This window comes from Solwaraspora sp. WMMA2101, from assembly GCF_049179175.1.
Lineage (GTDB): Bacteria > Actinomycetota > Actinomycetes > Mycobacteriales > Micromonosporaceae > Micromonospora_E.
In genome coordinates this window covers 5,306,504-5,320,555 of the sequence record NZ_JBMHMA010000006.1, presented here as the reverse complement: position 1 = coordinate 5,320,555, position 14,052 = coordinate 5,306,504, and the positions used below count along the sequence as shown (strand labels likewise).

Here is a 14,052-nt window from a genome sequence, read left to right as displayed (position 1 = left end):
CCCGGCCAGCCGTCAGCCGTGGCCGTTGAACGCGTCGCGCATCCGGGAGAAGAAGCCGCCCTGCTTGGTCAGCTCGGCGACCTCCTCGCCCCGCGCCTTGGCGAACTCGCGCAGCGTCCGCTCCTGCTCGGCGTCGAGCTTGGTCGGGGTCCGCACGTCGAGGTGGACGTACAGGTCACCGCGCCCGGTGCCGCGCAGGTGGGGCACCCCCCGACCGCGCAACCGCAGGGTCGCGCCGGGCTGGGTGCCGGGCTTGACGTCCACCGGTTCGTCGCTGTCCAGGGTCCGGATGGTCAGCCGGGTGCCCAGCGCGGCGGCGGTCATCGGTACGGTGACCCGGCAGTGCAGGTCGTCGCCCTTGCGCGAGTAGACGTCGTGCGGCCGCTCGTGGATCTCGACGTAGAGGTCGCCGGCGGTGCCGCCGCCCGGACCGACCTCGCCCTGCTGAGCGAGGCGGATCCGCATGCCGTCCTCCACCCCGGCCGGGATCTTGACGGTGAGCGACCGCCGGGTCCGGACCCGGCCGTCGCCGGCGCAGGTCGGGCAGGGGTGCGGGATCACCGTGCCGTAGCCCTGGCAGGCCACGCAGGGCTTGGAGGAGACCACCTGGCCGAGGAAGGTGCGCTGGACGGACTGGACCTCGCCGCGCCCACCGCAGGCCTCGCAGGTCGCCAGGTGGGTGCCGGCCGCCGTACCGGCCCCGGTGCAGGTGGTGCAGATCACCGCCGTGTCGACGGTGATCGGTGCCTCCACCCCGAAGGCGGTCTCGGTCAGGTCCAGCTCCAGACGCAGGATCGCGTCGGCACCGGGCCGGGTCCGCGAACGCGGCCCCCGGGAGCCGGCGGCGGCCCCGAAGAAGGCGTCCATGATGTCCTGGAAGCCGACGAACGGTCCGGCACCGCCCGGGCCGCCACCAGGGCCGCCGCCGGGCGCGAGCGGGTCACCGCCGAGGTCGACGATCTGCCGTTTCTGGTCGTCGGAGAGCACCTCGTACGCGGCGTTGATGTCCTTGAACTTGTCAGCCGCCGCCGGGTCCGGATTGACGTCCGGGTGGTACTGCCGGGCCAGCTTGCGGTAGGCCCGTTTGATGTCGTCAGCGGAGGCGTCCCGGCTCACGCCGAGAATCCCGTAATAGTCCTTGGCCACTGCGTTCGGTGTCCTCATGTGTCAGTCTCGCGTGTCCAGTTCGCCGGGTCAGTTGTGATCCTGCTCGCCGGTCAGTTCTGCGCCAGCAGATCGCCGACGTAGCGTGCCACGGCGCGGACCGTGGCGATCGTGCCGGGGTAGTCCATCCGGGTCGGGCCGAGTACGCCGAGGCCACCGACGATGGTGGCACCCGGGCCGTAGCCGGTGCTGACCACTGACGCGGCCCGCAGGTTGTCGATCTCGTTCTCGTCACCGATGCGTACCCGAAGCGTGCTCGGCTCGACCTCGCCGATCAGCTTGAGCAGCACGACCTCCTCCTCCAGTGCCTCTAGTATCGGGCGCAGGGAGCCCTGGAAGTCGAGCAGTCCCCCTCTGGTCAGGTTAGCCGTCCCGGCGAGCGCCAGCCGCTCCTCGTGCCGTTCGACCAGCGTCTCCAGCAGCACGGTCGACAGCGTCGTCATCGCCGGTCGCAGCGTCGGGGACGCCTCGTCGACGAGCGCCTGGACCAACGGCGGGGTGTCGGACAGCCGACACCCACCGAGTTTCTCGTTGACCAGCCGACGCAGGTCGGTCACGTCGTCGGCGCTGATCGGCGCCGGCAGCTCGACGAGGCGTTGCTCGACCCGGCCGGTGTCGACGATCAGGACGAGCATCAGCCGGGTCGTCGAGATCGGCACCAGCTCCAGGTGCCGCACGGCGGAGCGGGACAGGCTCGGGTACTGCACCACCGCCACCTGCCGGGTCAACTGGGCCAGCAACCGTACGGTCCGGTGCACGACGTCGTCGAGGTCGACCGCGCCGACCAGGAACCGCTCGATCGCCCGCCGCTCGGCGGGGCTCAGCGGCTTCACCCGGGACAACCGGTCAACGAACAGGCGGTAACCGCGATCGGTCGGCACCCGGCCCGCGCTGGTGTGCGGCTGGCGGATGTAGCCCTCCTCCTCCAGCACGGCCATGTCGTTGCGGACGGTGGCCGGCGACACACCCAGCTGGTGTCGCTCGACGAGGGCCTTGCTGCCGACCGGCTCCTGGGTGGCGACGTAGTCCTCCACGATCGCCCGGAGCACGTCGAGTTTGCGATCGTCCAGACCCATTCCCCACCTCCTGGCGACACGTCGGCGGTACGCCGACCGGGTGTGGTCCCGACCGGGTACCGCACGGGGCGGACCGAATCACCTGTGGTGCTGGCACTCGCCGATTGTGAGTGCCAGCATACGTCCCCGCGGCCGGGGTGGCGACGATCAGTTCGCCGGGCCATAGCGAACGGGGACAGTGTTTCCGATACCCGACATTTCATCGTTGTGGGCGGTCCCACTGCCCCGGGCGGGCAGTCAAGTCGAGCTGTCCGGTGGACAAATTCGTCGGCAGGGCTAGCTGGCATGACTTGATCCGCCCCCCTACCGTGACGGGCATGACTGAACCACCTCGCCCACCAGGAGAGAGCGGCTTCGGCGGCACGCCGCCGGACCCGACCTCTCCGCCACCACCCCCCGCGTCCTACTCGATGCCGGGCGAGGCCTCCTCTCCCGGATACGTCCCGCCGCCCGGCGGCGAGAACCCGCCGGGCGGCTACCCACCTCCGGGCGGCTACCCGCCCGGCGGTCCGGCGTATGGAGGTCCACCCCCGGCTGGCTACGCCAACAACGACGAGAAGACCTGGGCGCTGATCGCCCACTTCGGTGGCGCGCTCGGCGCGTTCATCAGCTTCGGTCCGCTCGGCTTCGTCGGCCCGCTGATCGCCTACCTGGCCAAGGGTCAGCAGTCCCCGGCCGTGCGGGCGCACGCGCTCGCCGCGCTGAACTTCCAGATCCTCTGGTCGGGCATCGCCTTCGTGCTGTTGTTCATCAGCTGGTGCCTGCTGTTCATCCCGAGCATCGTGGCCTTCGCGATCCAGATCATCTTCGGCGTCATCGCCGGGGTGAAGGCCAACGAAGGTGCGCTGTACAAGTACCCGATGTCGGCGAACTTCATCAAGTGACACCGGCGCCCCCGGGTTCCGACGGAATCCGGGGGCGGCCTCTTCCCGACAGGATCCGGGCGCGGCCATTTCCGGTCGGGATCCGGTGCGGGCCGGGGACGCGGTGGAGGCGACCGGGTCGGGGCACCGGAGCTGAACCGCCGGTCAGCCGAGCAGGTCCCGCACGACCCCGTCAGCCAGCAGCCGTCCACGCAGGGTGAGCACCGCCTGCCCGGCAGCGAAGACGACGGGGTCGACCAGCCCGGCGGCGGCGGCCCGCCCGGCCGCGACACGACCGGCCGCCGACAGCCGGGCCAGCGGCAGCCCGTCGGCCAGCCGCAGCCGCAGCATCACCTCTTCCATGTGCCGCTCGGCGTCGGTGAGCAGCTCCCGACCCTGCCCCGGCGACTGACCGTCGGCGAGCCGCCGCGCGTACGCCGTCGGATGCTTGACGTTCCACCAGCGGACCCCGCCCACGTGGCTGTGCGCCCCCGGGCCGAGCCCCCACCAGTCGCCGCCGGTCCAGTAGAGCAGATTGTGCCGGCACCGGGCGTCGGCCGAGTTCGCCCAGTTGGAGACCTCGTACCAGGCGAACCCGGCCGCGTCGAGGGTCTCGTCGGCGGCGAGGTAGCGGTCGGCGGCCACGTCGTCGTCGGGGTAGGGCAGCTCGCCGCGACGCATCCGGGCGGCGAGCCGGGTGCCGTCCTCCACGATCAGCGCGTACGCGCTGACGTGGTCGGCACCGGCGGCCAGCACGGCGGCCAGCGAGTCGGCGAAGTCCTCGGGGCGCTCCCCCGGCGTACCGTAGATCAGATCCAGATTGACCCGGTCGAACCCGGCCGCGCGGGCCTCCTGGGCGGCGGCCACCGCCCGCCCCGGCGCGTGCGTGCGGTCCAGGACGGCGAGGACGGCCGGTGCCGTCGACTGCATCCCGAGGGAGATCCGGGTGTAGCCGGCCCGGCGCAGCGCCCGCAGCGACGCCGGGGTGACCGACTCGGGGTTGGCCTCGGTGGTGACCTCGGCGTCGGCCGCCAGCCCCCAGGTGGTGTCGATCGCGTCGAGCAGCCGGGCCAGGTCGTCGGCGGGCAGCAGGCTGGGCGTACCGCCGCCGACGAAGACCGTGTCGACCTGCCGGGGCGGTCGGTCGGCCAGGACCCGGCCGGCCAGGTCGAGTTCGGCCAGTACGGCGTCGAGGTAGCTGTCGGCCGGTACGCCGCCACCGAGCTCCGTCGGGGTGTAGGTGTTGAAGTCGCAGTAGCCGCACCGGACAGCGCAGAACGGGACGTGCACGTACACCCCGAACCCGTGGTCGCCGGTTGTGGCGAGGGCGGACGCCGGCAGCACGCCGTCGGCGGGCACCGGCTCGCCGGCGGGGAGGGCTCCAGGCATACGGCTAGTCTGCCCGGCATGGACGAGCCCCGACCCACCAGGTCCGCGCAGCCGATGATCCGGACGGCCACCGCCGCCGGGATCGCCACCATCACCCTGGACAGCCCGGCCAACCGCAACGCGTTGTCCACCCCGTTGATGACCCAGCTCCTCGCCGCGCTGGCGGCGGCCGTCGACGATCCACAGGTCCGGGTCGTGGTGCTCAGCCACGAGGGCCCGGTCTTCTGCTCCGGGGCCGACCTGGCCGAGACCCAACGGGCGTACGAGTCCCGCCAGGTCCCGGTGGCGATGCTCGGCGACGTGCTGGCCGCCGTCTGGGAGTGCCCGAAGCCGGTGGTCGCCCGGGTCGGCGGCCCGGCCCGGGCCGGTGGGCTGGGCCTGCTGGCCGCCGCCGACATCGCCGTCTGCGACGCCGCCGCGACCTTCGCATTCACCGAGGTACGCCTCGGGGTGGTGCCTGCGGTGATCTCCGCGAGCGTGCTGCGCAGGCTGGACCGCCGGGCGGCGGCGCAGCTGTACCTGACCGGGGAGGTCTTCGACGGGCGACGGGCGCAGCAGGTCGGCCTGGTCAGCGCAGCGGTCCCCGCCGAGGCGCTGGACGCCACGGTGGCCGCCGTCTGCGCCGACCTGGTGCGGGGCGCGCCGACGGCGCTCGCCGGAACCAAACAGCTGCTACGCCGTACGGCACCGGACGACTTCCGCGACGACGTGGCCGCGTTGCGGGAGATCTCCACCGACTACTTCCTGTCCGACGAGGGCCGCGAGGGCGTCCGGGCCTTCCGGGAAAAGCGTGCCCCGTGGTGGGTACCGGGCGGCGCGACGTGGTAACCGCGTAGTGCCGCCGCCGGCACCGGCTCCGCCGTGGCTGGACGGCACATTGCTCACTGGTGTACCAAAGGTCCCAGCAGTTTCAACTGGGGGTGACGGTGCGGGCTCGGACGTTGCTGGTCGTGGTCGCGGTGCTGGCGGTGGTCGTTCTGCTCGGTGGCGTGGGTCTGGGCCGGTGGATCGGTGACCTGTCGCTTCCCGGGGCGGCGCGGGGTTGCGTCGTCGAACTGCCCGACTCCATGCCCGGGGCCGGCGCGGAGCAGTTGCGCCGGGTGACGCTGGACCCGGAGCAGATGGCGCACGCGGCGACGATCGCGGCGATCGGCGTACAGCGGGGGTTGCCGCCACGGGCGGTGGTCGTCGCACTGGCGACCGGGTTCCAGGAGTCGAAGCTGCGCAACCTGACCGGCGGCGACCGGGATTCGGTGGGGCTGTTCCAGCAGCGCCCCAGCCAGGGCTGGGGCACCGTGGAGCAGATCATGGACACCCGGTACGCCACGAACGCCTTCTACACGGGCCTGGAACGGGTCCGTGGCTGGCAGGACATGCGGGTGACCGATGCGGCGCAGGCGGTCCAGCGGTCGGCGTTTCCCGAGGCGTACGAGAAGTGGGCCGACGAGTCGCAGGTGCTGACCGCCGCGCTGCTGGGTGAGGCGACAGGGGCGGTGTCCTGCTCGGTCGACCGGGATCCGGTGTTGCGCGGCGTCGCGGCCACGGCGGCGCTCACCGACGGCCTGCGGCTGGACTGGGGTGATCTGGAGACCGTCCTGTCCGCGCTGGAGGCCCCCGGGCTGAGTGTCGCGGCGGACGACCAGCAGGCCGGTTGGCGGTACGCCCATTGGCTCGTTTCGCACGCCACAGATCACGGCGTCAAAAGGGTCACCTTCGCTGATCAGGAATGGACTGCCGAAGAGGGTGGTTGGTCGTCGATTTCCGACGGTGACGGGCAGACGGGACAGGTCGTAGCGGAGGTCTTCGCCTGACGGGCCGACCCCCGAACAGGTTGCATTCCTTAACAGACGGTTAGCGCAAAATCCGGCATAAAGCTTGTAAAGCAACAATCTTCAGCATCAAGATGGCGTTAAGTAATCGCCGAATCACAATTGGTGGATGTCCCGCCCGATGATGGGGCGCCTCGGAGATTTGCCAGCAAGCGACGTGCACAGCGCGGAGGTCTGCGGGCTACGATCACCGTTCGCCGGGCCCATTACGGGCTGAATCAACTCGACGGGACGGGACAGCTGTGTTCGATTACGGTGGGCGAACCGGTTACGAAGCAATCAGTGACATCGACCGGAAAGAATTCCGCGAGCAAGGTTTCCTGCTGCTGCGCAACGTGCTCACCGAGGACCACCGGGCGGCGCTCGAGGCGGCGGTGGACCGGGTGTACGCCGAGGAGAAGGCGGCCGGCAACACCACCGCCGACGGCACCCTGCACCTGCTCGGCTTCCTGGAGCGTGACGAGCTCTTCGGCGACCTGCTCACCCACCCGATCGCCTTCCCCTACATGTGGGGGCTGGCCGGCTGGAACATCTACACCCATCACAACCACCTGGACGTCACGCCGCCGGCGCTGGAGCCGGAGAAGCCCTACTGGGGGTGGCACCAGGACGGCTACCGGCAGAACTCGGACCCCGAGACGATGGACCCGAACCTGCCCCGGCCGATGTTCTCGCTGAAGGTGGCCTACGTCCTGTCCGACCTGTCGGAGAACGGCCGGGGCGCGACCAAGGTCATCCCCGGCAGCCACCTGTGGAACTCGCTGCCCCGGCCGGACGACCTGACGGTGCAGAACCCGGACCCGGAAGGGACCGTGGAGATCACCGCGAACCCGGGTGACGCGTTCATCTTCGACCGCCGCCAGTGGCACTCCCGGTCGACGAACCTGTCGACGGTCACCCGCAAGATGCTCTTTATCGGGTACACGTACCGCTGGATCCGGCCGCTGGACGACATGCCGCTGGACAAGGACGGACCCTGGTGGGCCAACCGCACCCCGGTGCAGCGCCAGCTGCTCGGCGAGGGCACGCACACCGCCAACTACTGGGGCATCAACTGGAACGGCTACATCGACGACGAGATCCCGCTGCGCAAGGAGCTCAAGGAGCGCGGCCTGCTCGACCGCAGCATCCCCTGGCTGCGCTGACCGGCACCGCTGACAGCTGACCGGCACCGCTGATCACACCGGACGACCCGGGGCGCTGGTCAGACCGAACGAAGCGGGCCTGTCGGCGGCGACCGTACCGGAAGATCCGGTTGGGTGCCGCCGACAGGCCCGCTGCCTGTCCGTCGGACGGTTCTTCGGCACGTCTCGGCCGGTACCGCCCGGGTCAGTACCGGCTCACGCTGCGCCGGCCGCTGACGCCGACCACCAGCGCGACACCCACCGCGGCGAGCAGGACCTGGAGGAAGAACTCCCGCCAGTCGAACCCGGCGGTGGTGGCGAAGCCAGCGGCCCGGGCGATCACGGTGCCCAGCAGCGCGGCGCCGACACCGATCAGCATGGTCAGCCAGATCGGGATGTTCTGCTTCCCGGGGACCACCAGGCGCCCGAGCGCGCCGATGATCAGGCCGATGATGAGCGCGGAGAGAATGCCGGCAACGGTCATTTTCCTGCCTCCTTGTCGGAGATGTCGTGTTGTCCTTGGTGACCGTCAAGTTCCCAGCCATCCCGACAACCAAACCGGTTCATCGTCCGCAGGTGTGCATCTTCGCGCCCATCCGTGCGCCACCGGCCTCATCGCCGCAGCGACGCCGCCACGTCCCGGACCGCCGCGTCCATGGTGGCGAAGGCCAACGGTGGCGGCGCGTCCAGCGGAAACCAGGCGGTGGCGCTCGCCTCGGCCGCGTCCGGCCGCAGCTGCCCGCCGACGAGCGTGGCGAGGTAGAAACACTCGAGTACGGTCAGCACCTCGTCCTGGAACTCGTACTCGCCGGGGTAGAGCCCGACCAGTTCGCCCAGCTCGACCTCGGCGCCGAGCTCCTCACGGCACTCCCGCACGGCCGCCGCCGCCGGATGCTCCGCGCCGTCGCAGAACCCGCCCGGGGTCTCCCACCAGCCCGCCCGTGGCGGCCGGGCCCGCCGGATGGCCAGGAACCGGGTGCCCGTCGCGTCCAGCACGATCACGTTGGTCGCCGGCCGCGCGTTGTGGAACAGCTGGTACGCGCAGCGCCCACAGCATGTCGGCGGCGGGCCGGCCAGCCGGTTGCCGCACCGCGGGCAGTACGCGGCGGCCGGACCGTACCCCCGGGCCTCGCCGGAGCCGGTCACCGCCGGCGAGGGCCCCGTCCGGCTCACCGCTTACCGCCGGACTTCCCGTCCGAGGTCGGGCCGTCGGAGGTCGACAGCGCGGCGATGAAGGCCTCCTGCGGCACCTCCACCCGACCGACCATCTTCATCCGCTTCTTGCCTTCCTTCTGCTTCTCCAGCAGCTTGCGCTTGCGGCTGATGTCACCGCCGTAGCACTTGGCGAGCACGTCCTTGCGGATCGCCCGGATCGTCTCGCGGGCGATCACCCGGCTGCCGATCGCCGCCTGGATCGGCACCTCGAACTGCTGGCGCGGGATCAGGCTCCGCAACTTGGCCGCGATGGTCGTGCCGTACCCGTAGGCCTTGTCCTTGTGCACGATGGCGCTGAAGGCGTCCACCGGCTCGCCGTGCAGCAGGATGTCCACCTTGACCAGGTCCGCCGGCTGCTCCCCGGACGGCTCGTAGTCCAGCGAGGCGTAGCCCTTGGTCCGGCTCTTGAGCTGGTCGAAGAAGTCGAAGATGATCTCGGCGAGCGGCAGTGTGTAGCGCAGCTCCACCCGGTCGGCGGAGAGGTAGTCCATGCCCTGCAGCGAGCCACGTCGCCCCTGGCACAGCTCCATCACCGCGCCGACGAAGTCGTTCGGGGTGAGTACGGTGGCCCGGACCACCGGCTCGTGCACCTCGGCGATCTTGCCGACCGGGTACTCGCTGGGGTTGGTGACGGTGATCGTCTCCCCGTCCTCCAGCACCACCCGGTAGACCACGTTCGGTGCGGTGGAGATGAGGTCGAGGTTGAACTCGCGCTCCAGCCGCTCCCGGATGATCTCCAGGTGCAGCAGCCCGAGAAAGCCGCAGCGGAAACCGAAGCCGAGCGCACCGGAGGTCTCCGGCTCGTAGGCCAGTGCCGCGTCGTTGAGCTTGAGCTTGTCCAGCGCCTCCCGCAACGCCGGATAGTCCGACCCGTCGATCGGGTACAGGCCGGAGTAGACCATCGGCTTGGGGTCCTTGTAACCGCCGAGCGCCTCGCTGGCCGGCCGGCTGTTGATGGTGACCGTGTCGCCCACCCGGGACTGCCGGACGTCCTTGACGCCGGTGATGAGGTACCCCACCTCGCCGACGCCGAGGGCCTGCGCCTTGATCATCTCAGGCGAGATGACGCCGATCTCCAGCAGCTCGTGCACCGCTGCGGTGGACATCATCTTGATCCGGTCCCGAGCCTCGATCCGCCCGTCGATCACCCGGACGTAGGTGACCACGCCCCGGTAGACGTCGTACACCGAGTCGAAGATCATCGCGCGGGCCGGCGCGTCCGCGTCGCCGACCGGCGGGGTGAACTGGCGGACGATCTCGTCGAGCAGGTGCGCGACGCCCTCCCCGGTCTTGCCGGAGACCCGGATGCAGTCGGCCGGATCTCCGCCGATCAGGTGGGCCAGCTCCTCGGCGTACTTGTCCGGCTGCGCCGCCGGCAGGTCGATCTTGTTGAGTACCGGGATGACGTGCAGGTCGTTCTCGAGCGCGAGGTAGAGGTTGGCCAGCGTCTGCGCCTCGATGCCCTGCGCCGCGTCAACCAGCAGCACCGCGCCTTCGCAGGCGGCCAACGACCGGGACACCTCGTAGGTGAAGTCCACGTGCCCCGGGGTGTCGATCATGTTCAACACCGCCGACTCGCCCTGGCGCTCACCCTCGCGGATGGTCCAGGGCATCCGTACCGCCTGGCTCTTGATCGTGATGCCGCGTTCCCGCTCGATGTCCATCCGGTCCAGATACTGCGCGCGCATCTGCCGGGGATCGACGACCTCGGTGAGCTGCAACATCCGGTCGGCCAGGGTCGACTTACCGTGGTCGATGTGCGCGATGATGCAGAAGTTGCGGATACGGCCGGGATCGGTGGCGCCAGGGGCGTTCACGCCGGAGTCGGGCGTCGGTGGCACGGTGGTCCGTTCTGCTCGGCTGGAGAGTACGTCGTCTGCACCGACGTCACCGCCGGTCGACTCCTATGTTCCCACGCCCCGATCGACCCGGTGGCGGCCATGCCCACCAGTGGCCCGTGCGCCGCTGCCGGGCAGGCGCCGGGCGAGGAGGCAGGATTGAGGGGTGGCTACAGTGCGGTTGCCCGCGATCAACTACGACGCGACAGCGGTCCGACCCACCTGGGCGGACCTACCCGCCGACCTCCGGGCGGCGATCTCCGGCCGGCTCGGCAGCCCGGTGGCCTGGGCCACCAGCGCCGGCGGCGGATTCACCCGCGGCTTCGCTGCGGTCTGCACCACGGCGGCCGGCGAGCGCGTGTTCGTCAAGGCGGCGTCGCTGGTGCAGCAGCGCCATCTGAGCGACTGGTACGCCCGCGAGGCGGCGCTGACCGCCGAACTGCCGCCGGCCGTACCCGCCGCCCGGCCCCGGTGGACGTTGACCACCGCCGGCCACTTCGTGCTCTGCCTCGACGCGGTCGACGGGCGGATGCCCGCGCTGCCGTGGGTGCCGGAGGAGCTCAACGCCGCGCTGAGCGCCTGGGCGGGTGCCGCTGCGGCGCTGCGGCGCCCGCCGGAGGGACTCGTCCGGGTCGGCCTGCCCCGGCTGGCCGATCTTGCCCGCGCCGACCTGGCCTGGTGGCAGGAGATCGCGGCGGGCCGGGAGGTGGTCCCGTTGCCGGCCGACGGCGGCGACACCCACCGACTGGTCCGGCGGTACCTGGCGGAGCTGGCCGCGATCGAGGCTCGCCTGCCCGATCTGGTCGTCGACGACGCAGTGATCCACGGCGACCTGCGGCTGGACAACATTCTCATCGACCGGGCCGGGACGGCCTGGATCTGTGACTGGACGTGGCTGTGTCACGGCCCGGCCTGGTTCGACACGGCGAGCCTGCTGGTCACCGCGTACGCCAGCGGCCTGGACGCGGACGCGGTCTTCGCCGCGCATCCCACCTCGGCCGACGCGCCACCGGGCGGCCTGGACGCCGCACTGGCCGCGTTGGCCGGCTACTGGCTGACCCGCTCCGCCGCCGGGCCGACCGGTGCGTCGCCGCACGCGCGCACCCATCAACGGTTCAGCGGCGAGACCGCGCTCAGCTGGTTGGCGCACCGGCAGGGCTGGTCGGCACCCTGACCCGTGGGCCGTTTTGGCCGCCGGCCAGGTCAACTGGTAGCCTGGCTTTTCGCGCGTGGCGACACGCGCCGCCAGTATGCATCGCCGTCGTCTGCGGCAGGGCCCAGTCGCCCTCCCCCACGCCAGCGGGTGCGTCGGCGGCGACGTACGCCACAGGCGGATTGTCATTTGGTCGTTTTCGATTTCGGATGAGCAGGGCGAGGCTGTCGCGTGGCGAACATCAAGTCCCAGATCAAGCGCAACCGGCAGAACGAGAAGCGTCGGCTGCGCAACAAGTCGGTCAAGTCGGCGCTGAAGACCGCCGTCCGCAAGTTCAACGAGGCCAGCACGAGCGGTGACTCCGAGCAGGCCGCAGCGCTGATGCGGGAAGCGAGCCGCAAGCTCGACAAGGCGGTCAGCAAGGGCGTGATCCACAAGAACCAGGCGGCGAACCGCAAGTCGGCGATCGCCAAGCGTCTGCAGTCGCTCGCCTCCTGACAGGCGCGGACGCTCCGACGTTTCCGCAGCGCGCGGTGCCGGTCAGCTGACCGGCACCGCGCGCTGTCGTCATGGACGGGCGTGCCGGTCGCCGCCGCCCACGTCGATCCCGGAGCGGCTGTCACGCCACGCGGCTGTGGTCGTGGCCTGACACCACTCGCGGTCAGTCGCCGCCCTGGGTGCCGGACCGTGGCGCACCTGCGGCGCCCGGCACCACGTCGAGCAGGACCGTCGGCCCAGCCAGCGCGGCGCACCCCGCCGGGTCGGTCGTCGGCACCGTCTCCAGGTAGGTCGGCACCGTCTCCAGGTAGACGGTGGGTGCCGCCAACGCGGCGCGGGTCGACGCCGACGTCGCCCCGGTGTGGGCTCCGGCGAGCCGGCGGATCCGGATACCCGGTCCGACGACCGGCCGCACTCCGTCGTCGTGGCCCGGCAGGACAGGCCGGTCGCCGATCACCGGTCGGGGCGTACGGCCGACCGCCGGTGTCATGTCCCAGCGGAACCGTTCCTGCTCCCGCTCGGGGACCAGTTCGGCACTGCGGTGAACGGCGGCGGCGACCACGTCGTTGACCTTGACCATGGCAGCCACCGCCACCGCCAGCACGAACATGCCCCACCACGGGATCAGTTCAGCCAGGGCCAGCAGGCCACCGACGACCAGACTGCCCTCGAAGAACAGCAGGCAGGTCAGGCCGTTGGGGCGAAGGTGGCGCAGCCGCAGCACCCGGGCGTAGAGCGGCGGGAAGTCGTCGACGTCGTCCAGGTCCGCATCGATCCCGGTGAGGTCCGCGTCGACGCCGACGAGATCCGCTTCCACGTCGACGTTGTTGGCCGGCGTCGGGGCGAACGCCGCCGGTCCGGGATGCGCCGACCGCTGCTGGATCCGGGCCGACCTCATCGGCGGTCACCGCCGCGCCGCGCCTGTGCGACCGCGACCACGGCCCGTTCCAGGGCGTACCCGCGGTCGTCGGAGCCGCCCTTGACGTCGGCGTTGCACCGGGCGGCCGCGTGCATCGCGTCGACCAACGCCTCCGGGCTCCACCCTCGACTCTGTCGCTGTGCCCGCTCGATCTTCCAGGCGGGCATGCCGAGGCTGCTCGCCAGTTGGTACGGACTCCCCCGGCCGGCCGAGGCGACCCGGGCGACGGTACGGACACCGTCGGCCAGCGCGTCGGCGATCGGCACCGGATCCACTCCGACGTGCAGCGCCCACCGCAGGGCCTCCAACGCGCCGGGCACATCGCCGATGATCGCCGCGTCCGCGACGGTGAAGCCGCTGACCTCGGCACGCCCCCGGTAGTACCGCCCCACTGTCGACGCGTCGATCCGCCCGGTGGTGTCCGCCATCAGCTGGGCACACGCCGCCGACAGCTCACGCAGGTCGTTGCCGACGGCGGCGAGCAGCGCCTCGGCGGCGTCGTCGGTGCACCGGCCGCCGGCACGCCGGAACTCGTCACGGACGAAGGCGACCCGTTCGCGATGGCCCTTGAGTTTGGCCGCCGGCACCACGGTGGCTCCGGCGGCGCGCAGCCCGTCGGCGAACGCCTTTCCCTTGGCCCCGCCAGCGTGGGTGACCACCAGGGTCACCTCAGGGTCGGGCTGTTTCGCGTATGCCAGCAGGGCGGTGACGAGGTCCTTGCGGGCGTCCTGCCCGCTGCGCAGCACGAGCAGCCGGCGTCCGCCGAACAGCGACGGGCTGAGCATCTCGGCGACTTCGCCGGCGGCGACCGTACCGGCCTCGTACTCGCGCACGTCGGCGTCGGGGTCAGCGGCCCGGGCGACCTGGACGGCGTCGGACACCGCCCGGGTGGACAGCAGTTCCTCGTCGCCCAGCACGAGCAGGACGGCGGGCGGTGCGGCAAGATTCACGCCCGCCATGTTCGCACGGCCCGTAGCGGCCACA

At 71.2% G+C, this 14,052-nt stretch carries 14 protein-coding genes; 6 read left to right on the top strand and 8 right to left on the bottom strand.

Translation table 11 applies throughout. The features are described from left to right. Nucleotides 1-12: 12 nt before the first annotated feature. Entirely contained in the window at nucleotides 13-1,146 is a 1,134-nt protein-coding gene (gene dnaJ, locus ACN28F_RS25225; RefSeq protein WP_282229387.1) for a molecular chaperone DnaJ, read from the bottom strand. 71 nt (nucleotides 1,147-1,217) lie between these two features. Further along, nucleotides 1,218-2,240 (bottom strand): heat-inducible transcriptional repressor HrcA, encoded by a 1,023-nt coding sequence (gene hrcA / locus ACN28F_RS25220; RefSeq protein ID WP_289210339.1) that lies wholly within the window; start codon nucleotides 2,238-2,240, stop codon nucleotides 1,218-1,220. Between the two features lie 317 nt (nucleotides 2,241-2,557). Here hrcA and ACN28F_RS25215 point away from each other — a divergent pair, with 317 nt between their 5' ends. After that, on the top strand, nucleotides 2,558-3,124 hold the full coding sequence (locus ACN28F_RS25215) for a DUF4870 domain-containing protein (protein ID WP_289210338.1): 567 nt from the start codon (nucleotides 2,558-2,560) through the stop codon (nucleotides 3,122-3,124). 144 nt (nucleotides 3,125-3,268) lie between these two features. Here the strand turns inward: ACN28F_RS25215 and hemW are convergent, their stop codons facing one another. Beyond that, complete coding sequence (hemW, locus tag ACN28F_RS25210) at nucleotides 3,269-4,492, bottom strand: radical SAM family heme chaperone HemW (protein ID WP_289210337.1); 1,224 nt, start codon at nucleotides 4,490-4,492, stop codon at nucleotides 3,269-3,271. An 18-nt stretch (nucleotides 4,493-4,510) separates the two neighbouring features. Here hemW and ACN28F_RS25205 point away from each other — a divergent pair, with 18 nt between their 5' ends. The 3 genes from ACN28F_RS25205 to ACN28F_RS25195 all read left to right on the top strand — a co-directional run bounded on the left by ACN28F_RS25205 (nucleotide 4,511) and on the right by ACN28F_RS25195 (nucleotide 7,466). Continuing rightward, nucleotides 4,511-5,320: an enoyl-CoA hydratase-related protein gene (locus ACN28F_RS25205; protein ID WP_289210336.1), complete on the top strand. Its 810-nt coding sequence runs from the start codon at nucleotides 4,511-4,513 to the stop codon at nucleotides 5,318-5,320. Between the two features lie 92 nt (nucleotides 5,321-5,412). After that, nucleotides 5,413-6,303, top strand: coding sequence for a hypothetical protein (locus tag ACN28F_RS25200; protein WP_421361499.1), 891 nt, complete (start codon nucleotides 5,413-5,415; stop codon nucleotides 6,301-6,303). A gap of 260 nt (nucleotides 6,304-6,563) precedes the next feature. Then, complete coding sequence (locus ACN28F_RS25195; protein ID WP_289210335.1) at nucleotides 6,564-7,466, top strand: phytanoyl-CoA dioxygenase family protein; 903 nt, start codon at nucleotides 6,564-6,566, stop codon at nucleotides 7,464-7,466. Between the two features lie 184 nt (nucleotides 7,467-7,650). Here the strand turns inward: ACN28F_RS25195 and ACN28F_RS25190 are convergent, their stop codons facing one another. The 3 genes from ACN28F_RS25190 to lepA form a co-directional block, all read right to left on the bottom strand. Continuing rightward, on the bottom strand, nucleotides 7,651-7,929 hold the full coding sequence (locus tag ACN28F_RS25190; protein ID WP_289210334.1) for a GlsB/YeaQ/YmgE family stress response membrane protein: 279 nt from the start codon (nucleotides 7,927-7,929) through the stop codon (nucleotides 7,651-7,653). 128 nt (nucleotides 7,930-8,057) lie between these two features. Then, nucleotides 8,058-8,618 (bottom strand): NUDIX hydrolase, encoded by a 561-nt coding sequence (locus ACN28F_RS25185; RefSeq protein WP_421359987.1) that lies wholly within the window; start codon nucleotides 8,616-8,618, stop codon nucleotides 8,058-8,060. Then, nucleotides 8,615-10,501 carry a translation elongation factor 4 gene (lepA, locus tag ACN28F_RS25180; RefSeq protein ID WP_289210332.1) on the bottom strand — a complete coding sequence of 629 codons (1,887 nt, stop codon included), beginning with the start codon at nucleotides 10,499-10,501 and terminating at the stop codon, nucleotides 8,615-8,617. Before lepA ends, ACN28F_RS25185 begins: the two co-directional genes overlap by 4 nt. A 163-nt stretch (nucleotides 10,502-10,664) precedes the next feature. On the opposite strand from lepA, the gene ACN28F_RS25175 reads away from it, so the two are divergent. After that, nucleotides 10,665-11,672, top strand: a complete 1,008-nt coding sequence (locus tag ACN28F_RS25175) for a phosphotransferase (RefSeq protein WP_289210331.1) — start codon at nucleotides 10,665-10,667, stop codon at nucleotides 11,670-11,672. 210 nt (nucleotides 11,673-11,882) lie between these two features. Continuing rightward, nucleotides 11,883-12,149 carry a 30S ribosomal protein S20 gene (gene rpsT / locus ACN28F_RS25170; RefSeq protein WP_289210330.1) on the top strand — a complete coding sequence of 89 codons (267 nt, stop codon included), beginning with the start codon at nucleotides 11,883-11,885 and terminating at the stop codon, nucleotides 12,147-12,149. Nucleotides 12,150-12,312: 163 nt separating this feature from the next. On the opposite strand, the gene ACN28F_RS25165 is transcribed toward rpsT, so the two are convergent. Both ACN28F_RS25165 and holA read right to left on the bottom strand, forming a co-directional pair. Beyond that, a complete protein-coding gene (locus ACN28F_RS25165) occupies nucleotides 12,313-13,047 on the bottom strand; it encodes a hypothetical protein (protein WP_289210329.1) in 735 nt (244 codons plus the stop codon). Further along, on the bottom strand, nucleotides 13,044-14,027 hold the full coding sequence (gene holA / locus ACN28F_RS25160; RefSeq protein ID WP_289210328.1) for a DNA polymerase III subunit delta: 984 nt from the start codon (nucleotides 14,025-14,027) through the stop codon (nucleotides 13,044-13,046). Before holA ends, ACN28F_RS25165 begins: the two co-directional genes overlap by 4 nt. Nucleotides 14,028-14,052 lie beyond the last annotated feature (25 nt).

Bases quoted from the DNA above. Each gene is read 5' to 3' on its own strand.
- ACN28F_RS25215 (WP_289210338.1), top strand. From the start codon at position 2,558: ATGACTGAACCACCTCGCCCACCAGGAGAGAGCGGCTTCGGCGGCACG.
- ACN28F_RS25190 (WP_289210334.1), bottom strand. From the start codon at position 7,929: ATGACCGTTGCCGGCATTCTCTCCGCGCTCATCATCGGCCTGATCATC.
- holA (WP_289210328.1), bottom strand. From the start codon at position 14,027: ATGGCGGGCGTGAATCTTGCCGCACCGCCCGCCGTCCTGCTCGTGCTG.
- hrcA (WP_289210339.1), bottom strand. From the start codon at position 2,240: ATGGGTCTGGACGATCGCAAACTCGACGTGCTCCGGGCGATCGTGGAG.
- ACN28F_RS25165 (WP_289210329.1), bottom strand. From the start codon at position 13,047: ATGAGGTCGGCCCGGATCCAGCAGCGGTCGGCGCATCCCGGACCGGCG.
- ACN28F_RS25205 (WP_289210336.1), top strand. From the start codon at position 4,511: ATGGACGAGCCCCGACCCACCAGGTCCGCGCAGCCGATGATCCGGACG.
- hemW (WP_289210337.1), bottom strand. From the start codon at position 4,492: ATGCCTGGAGCCCTCCCCGCCGGCGAGCCGGTGCCCGCCGACGGCGTG.